The following is an 11,595-nucleotide window of genomic DNA, read 5'->3' on the forward strand; positions in this document are numbered from 1 at the left end:
TGACATGCTTCTGATCCATTGCCCATATTGCGATGAAACCCTGCCCGAGGCCGAGTTCACCTATGCGGGACAGGCCCATGTCCTGCGGCCGGAAACTCCCTCGACCGAAAGTGACGCGAACTGGGAGGAGTTTCTGTATATCCGCGCGAACGTGAAAGGGCCGCATTACGAAAGGTGGCGCCACCTGCACGGATGCGGGCGCTACTTCAACGCCGTGCGCAATACTGTCAGCGACCGCTTCCTGACCACCTACAAGGTCGGCGCAGTGCGGCCCGATCTCTCCAGCTTGACCGAGGCGATGTAATGAGCAGTTTCCGCATTCCGAAACGCGGTCGCGTCGATACGGCGAAGCCTGTCAAATTCACCTTTGACGGCAAGACCTTCACCGGTGCGCAGGGCGATACCGTGGCCTCGGCGCTGCTGGCGAACGGCGTCCATCTGATGGGCCGTTCGTTCAAGTATCACCGGCCACGCGGGCCTGTGGCTGCAGGGTCCGAGGAACCGAACGCCCTGATCGGGACCCGGCGCGGTGCCGGCCGTTTCGAGCCGAACACCCGTGCAACCGTTCAGGAAATCTGGCCGGGCCTCGAGGCCAATTCCCAGAACAAGTTCCCCAGCCTGAAATTCGACATCGGGGCGGTCAATGACGCGGCCTACATGCTGTTTTCGGCCGGGTTCTACTACAAGACCTTCATGTGGCCGAAAAGCTTCTGGCACAAGGTCTACGAGCCCTTCATCCGTGCCGCTGCCGGTCTTGGCGTCAGCCCGACCGAAGAAGACCCCGACAGCTACGCCTCGCGCAACATGCATTGCGACGTGCTGATCGTGGGTGCGGGCCCGGCGGGGCTTGCCGCCGCCCGCGCGGCCGCGGGTCGCGGGCTCAAGGTGGTGATCGTCGACGAGAACTCTGAAGCGGGCGGCACGCTGCTTTCCGAACCGCAAGCCCGGATCGATGGCCTTGCGGCGTGGGACTGGCTCGCCTCGGAATTGGCCGACCTGAAGGCGCAGGGCGTACGGGTGATGACCCGCACCACCGCGATCGGCTATTACCACCAGAACCTGATCGGCCTGTGCGAGAAGCTAACCGACCATCTTTCGGAACTGCCGGCCGACACCCCGCGCGAGCGGCTGTGGCGTGTCCGGGCACGGCAAGTCGTGCTGGCGCAGGGAGCCTTGGAAAAGCCGCTGGTCTTTCATGGCAACGACCGTCCCGGCGTCATGCTGGCGGGCTCGGCCCAGACCTATCTCAACCGCTACGGTGTCCTGGTCGGCAAGCGGCCCGTCGTGCTGACCTGCCACGACAGCGCCTGGTACGCGGCCTTCGATTTGCAGGATGCCGGCGCCCAGATCCGGGCCATCGTCGACATTCGGGCCACGGTGCGCCCCGAACTCCTGCACGAGGCTCGTGCGCGCAATATCCCGGTCAAACTGTCGCACAGCGCGACCGCAACTTCGGGCAGGCTGCGCGTCGCCTCGATTCGCGTCAACCCGATCTCGGGCGGCACGGCGGGCACCGGGCAGAAGATCAGCTGCGATGCCGTCCTCATGTCTGGGGGATGGACGCCGTCGCTGCATCTCTTCTCGCATACCAAGGGATCACTGGCATGGGATGAGGACCGCACCACCTTCCTGCCCAACGAGACCCCCGAAGACTGCGTCATCACCGGCGCGAGCCGCGGCCTGTGGGGAATTCAAGCCGCGCTGAACGACGGGGCCGAAAAGGGCCGCGCCGTGGTCGCCGCTCTGGGGCAGGACGCCCTGGCGGCGGAATACCATGTCCAGGACGACCGGACCGGCAGCGGCATCTCAATGAAGGAATTGCCGACCGACCTGAGCCCCGGCAAGGCCAAGGCCTTCGTCGACTATCAGAACGACGTCACCGCCAAGGACCTCCGCCTTGCCGTGCGCGAGGGCATGCGCTCGATCGAGCATGTCAAGCGCTACACCACCAATGGCATGGCGACCGACCAGGGCAAGATGTCGAACATCAATGGGCTGAACATCGCCGCCGACGCCCTTGGCAAGCGCCAGCCCGAGGTCGGCCTGACCACCTTCCGCCCGCCCTATACGCCGACCAGCTTCGGCGCCTTCGCAGGCTATCACCGCGGCGGACATTTCGAGGTGACGCGAAAGACCCAGATCGACAGCTGGGCCGAAGAGCATGGCGCAGCCTTCGAGCCCGTGGGCCAGTGGCGCAGGGCCTGGTATTTCCCCAAGGCGGGCGAGGACATGGACAAGGCCGTCTCGCGCGAATGCCGCGCGGTGCGGGCCTCGGTCGGGATCTTCGACGCATCCACTCTTGGCAAGATCGAGGTCGTGGGTCCGGATGCGGTCGAATTCATGAACCGCATGTACACCAATCCCTGGACCAAGCTGGGGGTCGGCCGCTGCCGCTACGGTCTGCTTTGCGGTGATGATGGCTTCATCCGCGACGATGGCGTGATCGGGCGCCTGGCGCAGGACCGCTTCCACGTCACCACCACGACGGGCGGCGCGGCGCGGGTTCTGAACATGATGGAGGACTACCTGCAGACCGAATGGCCGGATCTGAATGTCTGGCTGACCTCGACCACCGAGCAATGGTCCACCATTGCGCTCAATGGCCCGAACGCCGCAAAGCTTCTGGCTCCGCTGGTCGAGGGCGTGGAACTGACCGACGCGGCCTTCCCGCACATGTCCTGCGTCGAATGCAGGGTTGCGGGGATAACGGCCCGGCTGTTCCGGGTCAGCTTCACCGGCGAGATCGGTTTCGAGATCAACGTCCCTGCCCCGATGGGCCGGAAGCTGTGGGAATTGCTCTGGGCTGCCGGACAGCAATACGGCATCACCGCATATGGCACCGAGACCATGCACGTGCTGCGCGCCGAAAAGGGCTACATCATCGTCGGCCAGGATACCGACGGAACGGTCACGCCCTATGATGCGGGCATGGGCTGGGCGGTCGGCAAGACCAAGCCGGACTTTGTCGGCATGCGCGGCATGGCGCGCCCCGACCTGATCGCGAGGGGACGACGCCAGCTTGTCGGCCTGCTCACGGCCGATGGCTCGAAGCTTGAGGAAGGCGCCCAGATCGTCTTCGACCCGAAACAGGCGATCCCGATGAAGATGGTCGGTCATGTGACCTCGTCCTACCATTCTGACGCGGTGGGCCAGCCCATCGCCCTGGCGCTGGTCGAGGGTGGCCACGACCGGATGGGCGAGACGGTTCACATCCCGATGCCTGACCGCACCATTGCTGCGAAGATTACCGGAATGGTCTTCGTTGATCCCGAAAACGCACGGCTGAAGATCTGAGGAGACACCTGTCATGAATGCTCCACTTTCCGCCATTGCCCCGATGACGCTGGCCGAATCTTCCGCCGTCCGCATCGATGCAGGCAGCCATGTCGGTCGGCTGTCGCTGCGGGCGCGCGGCGATCTCTCCGCGCTGAACGAGGCGCTTGGGATGGTGCTGCCGACCCGGATCGGTGCCACGGTTCGCGGCCCGATCGAGGTGGCCTGTCTTGGCCCCGACGAATGGGTGATCCTTGCGCCACCCGGCGAGGTCGAGCGCCTTCAGTCGGCCTGCGCGGCGATCTATTCCAGCCATCCCCACAGCCTGGTCGATACCGGCGGTCGCGAAGTGACCTTCACTCTGACCGGACCACGCGCGGCGGAACTTCTGACGTTGGGCTGCCCGCGCGACATCGACGCAATCGCCAACGCCTCTGCGCGCCGGACCCTGTTCGACGGCGCGACGGTGATCCTCTGGCGCGATGCGGACGACCGCTTCCGCATGGACGTCTGGAACAGCTTCGCGCCCCACGTCCTTCACCTTCTCAAGACCGGCTGCCGCGAACTGGCCGCCGAGATCGCCTGACCCCCGGAGGAAATTTTCCATGTTCGACCGTCTTCCCAAGGGCGGCATCTCGGATGCCGTCATCGCAAGTGCCGTGGCCGAAGAACTGGACCGCCAGCGCGGCCAGATCGAGCTGATCGCCTCGGAAAACATCGTCTCGGCCAGTGTCATGGCAGCTCAAGGCTCGGTCCTGACCAACAAATATGCCGAGGGCTACCCGGGCAAACGCTATTACGGCGGCTGCGAATTCGTCGACAAGGTCGAGGCGGTTGCGATCGACCGCCTGAAGCGGCTCTTCGGGGCTGAACACGCCAACGTCCAGCCGCATTCCGGCGCGCAGGCCAACCAGGCCGTCTTCCTTGCGCTGCTTCAGCCCGGCGACCGGATCATGGGCCTGTCCTTGGCGCATGGCGGCCACCTCACGCATGGCTCGCCCGTTACCATGTCCGGCAAGTGGTTCGACGTCGTGTCCTATGAGGTCGATCCGGTCAGCCACCTGATCGACATGGAGAAGGTCCGCGAAAAGGCGCTGGAAACCCGCCCGAAACTGATCGTCGCCGGCGCCTCGGCCTACCCGCGTGTCATCGATTTCGAAGGCTTCCGCCGCATCGCCGACGAGGTCGGAGCCTATCTGATGGTAGACATGGCCCATTACGCCGGGCTGATCGCGGGTGGCCGGTATCCGAACCCCGTTCCTCACGCCCATGTCGTGACTTCGACCACCCACAAGACCCTGCGCGGGCCGCGCGGCGGCGTCATCCTGACGAATGACGAAGCCATCGCGAAGAAGCTGAATTCAGCGGTCTTTCCGGGCAACCAGGGCGGCCCCCTGATGCATGTGATCGCCGCCAAGGCCGTCGCCTTCGGGGAAGCCTTGCAGCCCGAATTCGGCGATTACGCGGCCCAGGTCATCGATAATGCGCGCGCGCTCGCCGACGTGCTTCTGGTCGGCGGTCTCGGCATCGTGTCGGGCGGAACGGACTGCCACATGGTCCTTGTCGACCTGCGGCCCAAGGGCGTGACCGGAAAGGCGGCCGAAATCGCGCTCGAGCGTGCGGGCCTGACCTGCAACAAGAACTCGATCCCGAATGATCCGGAAAAACCGTTCATCACCTCGGGTATCCGTCTGGGAACTTCAGCCGGCACGACCCGTGGTTTTCGGGAAGCCGAGTTCGAGCAGATCGGGAACCTGATCCTGCGCGTGATCGCCGCTTTGGCCGAAAGCCCGGAAGGCAATCCCGAGGTCGAAGCAGATGTCCGCGAAGAGGTGCGGGCACTTTGCGACGCCCATCCGATCTACGTATCGTGAACTGACCCCGGCCCTGCCCCGCATGTTTTGGGCCGGGCCATTCCCGCGGTTCCGTTCCCGCCTCGCTCTTGCCAACGGATTAAGACCGGTCGGCCGCCTGACGGCTCGCCGGAATGCTGAATGAAAGGTCCAGCAGCCATGTCACAGATCATCCTGACAGCTTCCTGCCCGGTGCGCACCGGCATCGTGGCGGCGATCTCCACCTTCCTTGCCGAGCAGGGCTGCAATATCCACGACAGTTCGCAATTCTCCGATGTCGAGAATGATCGCTTCTTCATGCGGCTTAGCTTCGTTTCCGAGAAAGGGGCAGACCGCGACAGCCTGACTTCAGAATTCGCCGCTGTCGCCGAGAAGTTCGACATGAACTTTGCCTTCCATGACCCGTCGAAGAAGATGAAGGTCATCATCATGGTCTCGCGCTTCGGCCATTGCCTGAACGACCTGCTCTATCGCTGGCGCATCGGCGCCCTGCCCGTCGATATCGTGGCGGTGATCTCGAACCATCTCGAGTATCAGAAGGTCGTCGTGAATCACGACATCCCGTTCCACTGCATCAACGTCACCAAGGCGAACAAGCCCGAGGCCGAAGCCGAGCAGATGCGCATCGTGCGCGAAACCGGTGCAGAACTGATCGTCCTTGCCCGTTACATGCAGATCCTTTCCGACCAGATGTGCCAGGAAATGTCAGGCCGGATCATCAACATCCACCATTCGTTCCTGCCGAGCTTCAAGGGCGCCAATCCCTACAAGCAGGCCTTCGAGCGCGGCGTGAAGCTGATCGGCGCGACCAGCCATTACGTCACCGCCGATCTCGACGAGGGCCCGATCATCGAACAGGACATCATTCGCGTCACCCATGCACAAAGCCCGTCGGATTATGTCAGCCTTGGCCGCGACGTCGAAAGCCAGGTGCTCGCCCGCGCCATTCACGCCCATATCCATCGCCGGGTTTTCATGAATGGCGACAAGACCGTCGTCTTCCCGGCAAGTCCGGGTGAATACGCCTCTGAGCGGATGGGCTGACGCCAGGCACGGTCGACCCGGCTTGCCCAGGTTACGGAACCTGACCGGGAAAATGACTCCGGTCGGGGAGCCTTGCCCATCAGCCTGCCCGGCCCAACCCCGCGGCAGGCCAAAAGGGCTTGTCGTCCCGCGGTCAGGGTAAGGCAATCACGATAACCGTGCGCCATCGGTTGCATAAGCGCGGAAGCGCCTGCAAAATAGTCCCCATTCGACACCGGTCACGAGTTGCCACCGGTTCGATCAAAGGGCCGATGATATCGGGACTTGCTTCAGCCGTCAGGACTGATTGACCGCCAGATCGCAACAGAAAGCCAGGAAGATGCGCCTGCACCTCGGCTGCCGGATGACCTACAAATTGGCGGCACGAACGCCGATGATCCTCATGCTGCAAGTGCATGATTCGCGGGCCCGCGATCTGGAAACACCCAACCTTCTGGCGACAGACCCGATTGTCCCGATCGAAAGCTTTCGTGACTGCTTCGGCAATTCCTGCTGCCGTGTCATGGCTCCGGCGGGCAAGTTCGTCGTATCCACCGACAGCATTCTACGCGACAGCGGCCAGCCCGATCCAAAAGATGTCACCGCAAGGCAACTGGCCGTCGAAAAGCTGCCCAGCGATGTGCTCACCTTCCTGCTGCCCAGTCGCTACTGCGAAACCGACATCCTGTCTGCCTATGCCTGGAAGTGTTTCGGGAATGAAGAACCGGGATGGTCGCGCGTGCAGGCGGTCTGCGACTTCGTGCACAAGCATGTCAGTTTCGGCTATGCGTATTCCCGCGCGACGCGCACCGCTGTCGATACCCTGAACGAAGCAGTAGGGGTCTGCCGGGACTATACACACCTCGCCATCGCGCTGTGTCGGTGTCTCAACATCCCGGCGCGTTACTGCACGGGCTATATCAGCGATGTCGGGCAACCACCGCCTCATCCAGAAATGGATTTCTCCGCCTGGATGGAAGTATACTTGGGCGGGCAATGGTGGGTCTTCGACCCGCGCAACAATGATGTGCGGGTCGGTCGCGTGCTGATGGGTCGAGGCCGTGACGCGGCCGATGTGGCCTTCGCTCTGAGTTTCGGCCAGCATGAGCTTGCAGAATTCCGAGTCTGGATCGACCCAATCGAAGCCGGGGATCATCGCTAGGGAAAGTTGCGGCCCTTCGCCTAAACGCAGTGCCGCCCTCGCCCGTCGGCAAGCGACTAGGCCGCTGCCAGAAACTCGTTGAGCATGGCCATTTCGGCGGCAGAAAGACGGATACCGCTCCGCAGGGACGTTTCGCGTGCGCTGAACCTGCGCTGTGAAGGAAGGCGTGCGCCTTGACCAAGAATGGCCGAAAACAGCAATTCTGCGCGCGAGAACGGATCGCCACCCCGCCCGGCCGCAAATTTCTCTGGGCTGAATGCGATCACCAATTCACCGTGATGGGGCGAAAGTGAGGTTGTGCCCAGATAGTCCAGCGCTTCGGGACTGGTCAGGTCGCCGATCATCGCACCGGCGAGCAACTCGATCATGGTCGAAATGGCCGAGCCCTTGTGGCCACCAAAGGTCAGCATTGCCCCCGCCAGCGCGTCTTCCGGGTCTGTCGTCGGGGTGCCGTCAGGGCCGATGGCCCAGCCTTCGGGGATCGGCTTTCCGGCCCGGCGGTGCAGCTCGATCTCGCCCCGTGCAGCAACCGATGTCGCGAAATCGAATACATAGGGCGGGTGATCGGGGCGAGGCCAGCCAAACGCGAGGGGGTTGGTGCCCAGCAATGGTTGGGTTCCTCCCGCAGGTGCGACAGTCGAATAGCTGGGGCACATGGCCAGCGCCGCGAGCCCCATCCCGGTCAATGCCTCGACCTCGGGCCAAAGCGCCGAAAAATGCGTGCAGGAGTTGATGGCGAGGGCCGCGATGCCCTGGTCTTTGGCGCGCTGTGCGAGAACCGGCGCGCCGATCGCAAAGGCGGCGGGCGAAAACGCCCCTTTGGCATCGACGCGCAGCAAGGCCGAGCCATCATCGATCAGCTCTGGTTCGGCCTGCGGAGCGACCTTGCCTGCTCGCACGGTTTGAAGGCAGCCTTCGATCCGATAGATGCCATGCGATTTGCAGGCGTCACGCTCGCCCGCCACGATGACGGCGGCGACGGCTTCGGCCTGCAGAGCCGATAGCCCGTTCTGAGAAAATATCCGGGTGACGATCTGCGTCAGTTCCTCGACGCTTAGCGTGGTCGTATCGGTCATGGAGCCTCCACTCATGCGCAGTTCAGTATTTTTTATGAATACTAAACGTATGCAATACGCGCAACAGCCCGCAAAGTCGGCAGATCATGTCGTACGTGTACCCGCTGCGGCCTGACTTTGCTGTTCGAAACCAAGGCAATCGTCGCGCATCTGGCAACGCCTCATGCAGCACCACGCAATTTGCATACTTTGTGTATTTTATATTTGATTATTGTGTCGACAGGCAACATACAAGTTGCGGGAATCGGTCCTTGCAGACCGGAAATCCAACACGGGAGCTAAGAAAATCATGAAGACTTCGGCTATTGCGCTGGCCCTTGCGACAGCGACTGCCCTGACCACCCCCGCTTTTGCAGACAAGCTTGACGACATCATTTCGTCGGGCACACTGCGCTGCGCTGTCGTTCTTGACTTCCCGCCGATGGGGTCGCGCGACGAGAACAACGAGCCCATCGGCTTCGACGTCGACTATTGCAACGATCTTGCCGCCGCGCTTGGCGTCGAGGCCGAGATCATCGAAACCCCCTTCCCCGAGCGCATCCCCGCGCTGATGTCGGGGCGCGTGGATGTTGGCGTTGCCTCGACCTCGGATACGCTTGAGCGTGCCAAGACGGTCGGCATGTCGATCCCCTATTTCGCGTTCGAAATGGCTGTCACCGCCAATGACAAGGCAGGCATTGGTTCGTTCGACGACCTCAAGGGCAAGACGGTCGGTGCGACAGCAGGCACATTCGAGGCAATTGCGCTGGAAGAGCAGGTCAAGGCCTGGGGCGAAGGCAGCTTCCGTCCCTACCAGACGCAGGCCGACGTCTTCCTCGCACTGAGCCAAGGGCAGATCGACGCGACGGTCTCGACGTCGACTGTGGCACAGGCCAATGTCAAGACCGGTAACTTCCCCGGCATCACGGTCGTGGGCAAGGCGCCTTTCGACACCGATTATGTGGCGCTGTTCACCAATCGCGAAGAATACGGGATGCTGAACTACCTGAACCTGTTCGTGAACCAGCAGGTTCGGACCGGCCGCTATGCCGAACTTTATGAAAAATGGGTTGGCGGCGAGCTGCCCGACCTGACCGTGTCGGGCGTCTACCGCTAAACTGACGACAGGACCGCCGGGACAGACATGCTCCGGCGGTCCGCGATCTGGGGCGGCAGATTGATGTTCAACTATACGTTTCACTGGAACCAGGCATTGCGGGCCCTGCCGCAGATGCTTGAGGGGGCTTTGGTCACGCTGCAGATCGCGGTGCTGTCCATGGCGATCGGTCTTGCGATCGCCATCGCGCTCACGCTGTTCAGGCTTTCGGGCAACCGGGCACTGGGTGGTTTTGCGCGGGCCTGGGTCGAAGTTGCCCGCAACACGCCGGCACTTTTCCAAATCTACATGGCGCATTTCGGGCTGGGCGGGATCGGTATCCATCTCAGCCCCTACACGGCCCTGCTGGCCGGCATCGCGTTCAACAATGCGGGCTACCTGGCCGAAAACTTCCGGGGTGCCCTGAAGGCCATTCCTGATACGCAGACCCGGGCGGGTCGGTCGCTTGGGATGAGCGCGCTGCAATCCTTCAGGCTGATCGTGCTGCCGCAGATGCTGCGGGTGGCATTCCTGCCGATGACGAACCAGATGGTCTGGGCGATCTTGATGACCTCGCTCGGCGTCACGGTCGGCATGAACACCGATCTCGCCGGCATCACCCAGGACCTGAACGCGCGGTCCTTCCGCACCTTCGAATTCTTCGCGCTGGCGGCGGTGATCTATTACGTGATCGCCAAGCTCGTCACGCTGGCTGCCCGGCTGATTGCCTGGCGCATGTTCCGGTACTGAGGGGGTCGCCATGTTCGATACCGCAATGACCGCCAACGACCTGTGGTTCCTCGCCAAGGGCGCGGCGATGACACTTGCCGTGACCGGCGTATCCGTGACGGTCGGAACCCTGATGGGTGTTCTGTTCGGTGTGATACGGTTCCAGCTTGGCCCGATCTGGGCCGCGCCGCTGACTTTCGCTCTGGACGTGTTCCGTTCCGTCCCGCTGCTAATCCAGTTGGTGCTTGGGAATGCGTTCCAGTCGATTGCAAAGCTTGGTTGGGGGCCGTTCACGACTTCCTGCGTGATCCTGTCGCTGTACACGGCGGCCTACTGCACCGAGATCGTGCGCGGTGCGATCGATTCGGTGCCCGGCACGACCCGCCGGGCGGCGCGATCTCTGGGCATGACCTGGTGGCAGGACATGCGCTACATCGTCGCGCCGCTCGCCACCCGCATCGCCCTGCCTTCCTGGATCGGGCTGACACTCGGCGTGATGAAGGATTCCTCGCTGGTGCTCTGGCTCGGACTGATCGAGCTGTTGCGCGCTTCGCAGATCCTGGTGACGCGCCTGCAAGAGCCGCTGTTCATCCTGACGGTCTGCGGCCTGATCTACTTCCTGCTCAGCTTCCCCATCGCTCGTCTCGGTGGGTATCTGGAAAAACGGTGGTCCAATGATTGAGATCGAAAACGTCCGCAAGTCCTTCGGCCCGCTTGAAGTGCTGAAAGGGATCGACCTGACCGTCCAAAAGGGCGAGGTCCTGACTGTCATCGGTGGCTCGGGTTCGGGCAAGTCCACGCTGCTGACCTGCATCAACGGGCTCGAGCCCATCGATTCCGGGCGCATTCTGGTGGACGGCACGGATGTTCATGCCAAGGGCACCGACCTGAACAAGCTGCGTCGCCATATTGGCATCGTCTTTCAGCAGTGGAATGCCTTCCCGCACCTGACCGTTCTGGAAAACGTCATGCTGGCGCCCCGGAAGGTTCTGGGCCTCTCGAAATCAGAAGCCGAGGAAATGGCGGTCAAGCAGTTGACCCATGTCGGTCTGGGCGACAAGCTCAAGGTCTATCCGAGCCGGATGTCGGGCGGTCAGCAGCAGCGGATGGCTATCGCCCGCGCGCTGGCGATGTCGCCATCCTACATGCTGTTCGACGAGGTAACCTCGGCCCTCGATCCCCAGCTTGTCGGCGAGGTTCTGGACACTCTGCGCATGCTCGCATCGGAGGGCATGACCATGATCTGCGTCACGCATGAGATGAAATTCGCGCGTGAGGTTTCGGATCGGGTGGCCTTCTTCCACAAGGGCGTGATGGCCGAGATCGCGAAGCCGGATGCGCTCTTCGGAGCGCCGGAAACGCCCGAGCTGCAGCAGTTCCTGGCAGCGACGCATTGAGGGCATG

The 11,595-nt window shown here is 62.7% G+C and carries 11 protein-coding genes; 10 read left to right on the forward strand and 1 reads right to left on the reverse strand.

The features are described 5' to 3' along the window. Positions 1-4: 4 nt before the first annotated feature. From RGQ15_RS18485 to RGQ15_RS18510, 6 genes are all read left to right on the forward strand, one after another. Positions 5-304, forward strand: coding sequence for a sarcosine oxidase subunit delta (locus RGQ15_RS18485; RefSeq protein WP_311162201.1), 300 nt, complete (start codon positions 5-7; stop codon positions 302-304). Continuing rightward, positions 304-3,294 carry a sarcosine oxidase subunit alpha gene (locus RGQ15_RS18490; RefSeq protein WP_311162202.1) on the forward strand — a complete coding sequence of 997 codons (2,991 nt, stop codon included), beginning with the start codon at positions 304-306 and terminating at the stop codon, positions 3,292-3,294. The genes RGQ15_RS18485 and RGQ15_RS18490 overlap by 1 nt, the downstream gene beginning before the upstream one ends. 13 nt (positions 3,295-3,307) lie before the next feature. Beyond that, positions 3,308-3,859 (forward strand): sarcosine oxidase subunit gamma, encoded by a 552-nt coding sequence (locus RGQ15_RS18495; RefSeq protein ID WP_311162203.1) that lies wholly within the window; start codon positions 3,308-3,310, stop codon positions 3,857-3,859. Positions 3,860-3,878: 19 nt separating this feature from the next. Continuing rightward, complete coding sequence (glyA, locus tag RGQ15_RS18500) at positions 3,879-5,147, forward strand: serine hydroxymethyltransferase (RefSeq protein ID WP_311162204.1); 1,269 nt, start codon at positions 3,879-3,881, stop codon at positions 5,145-5,147. A 138-nt stretch (positions 5,148-5,285) separates the two neighbouring features. Continuing rightward, positions 5,286-6,170 carry a formyltetrahydrofolate deformylase gene (gene purU, locus RGQ15_RS18505; protein WP_311162239.1) on the forward strand — a complete coding sequence of 295 codons (885 nt, stop codon included), beginning with the start codon at positions 5,286-5,288 and terminating at the stop codon, positions 6,168-6,170. A gap of 343 nt (positions 6,171-6,513) precedes the next feature. Continuing rightward, positions 6,514-7,311 carry a transglutaminase-like domain-containing protein gene (locus tag RGQ15_RS18510; RefSeq protein WP_311162205.1) on the forward strand — a complete coding sequence of 266 codons (798 nt, stop codon included), beginning with the start codon at positions 6,514-6,516 and terminating at the stop codon, positions 7,309-7,311. 56 nt (positions 7,312-7,367) lie between these two features. Here RGQ15_RS18510 and RGQ15_RS18515 read toward each other — a convergent pair whose 3' ends face one another. Continuing rightward, positions 7,368-8,387 (reverse strand): Ldh family oxidoreductase, encoded by a 1,020-nt coding sequence (locus RGQ15_RS18515; protein ID WP_311162206.1) that lies wholly within the window; start codon positions 8,385-8,387, stop codon positions 7,368-7,370. Positions 8,388-8,676: 289 nt separating this feature from the next. Here RGQ15_RS18515 and RGQ15_RS18520 point away from each other — a divergent pair, with 289 nt between their 5' ends. From RGQ15_RS18520 to RGQ15_RS18535, 4 genes are all read left to right on the forward strand, one after another. After that, the gene (locus RGQ15_RS18520; protein ID WP_311162208.1) at positions 8,677-9,483 is read left to right on the forward strand and encodes an ABC transporter substrate-binding protein; all 807 of its coding nucleotides are present in this window, start codon (positions 8,677-8,679) and stop codon (positions 9,481-9,483) included. Positions 9,484-9,546: 63 nt separating this feature from the next. Next, positions 9,547-10,212, forward strand: coding sequence for an amino acid ABC transporter permease (locus tag RGQ15_RS18525; protein ID WP_311162241.1), 666 nt, complete (start codon positions 9,547-9,549; stop codon positions 10,210-10,212). A 10-nt stretch (positions 10,213-10,222) separates the two neighbouring features. Then, positions 10,223-10,873, forward strand: coding sequence for an amino acid ABC transporter permease (locus RGQ15_RS18530; RefSeq protein WP_311162210.1), 651 nt, complete (start codon positions 10,223-10,225; stop codon positions 10,871-10,873). Next, complete coding sequence (locus RGQ15_RS18535; RefSeq protein ID WP_311162211.1) at positions 10,866-11,588, forward strand: amino acid ABC transporter ATP-binding protein; 723 nt, start codon at positions 10,866-10,868, stop codon at positions 11,586-11,588. The genes RGQ15_RS18530 and RGQ15_RS18535 overlap by 8 nt, the downstream gene beginning before the upstream one ends. The last annotated feature ends 7 nt before the right edge of the window (positions 11,589-11,595 follow it).

Origin of the sequence: Paracoccus sp. MBLB3053 (assembly GCF_031822435.1) — a bacterium.
In the GTDB taxonomy this organism is placed as follows: Bacteria; Pseudomonadota; Alphaproteobacteria; order Rhodobacterales; family Rhodobacteraceae; genus Paracoccus; species Paracoccus aurantius.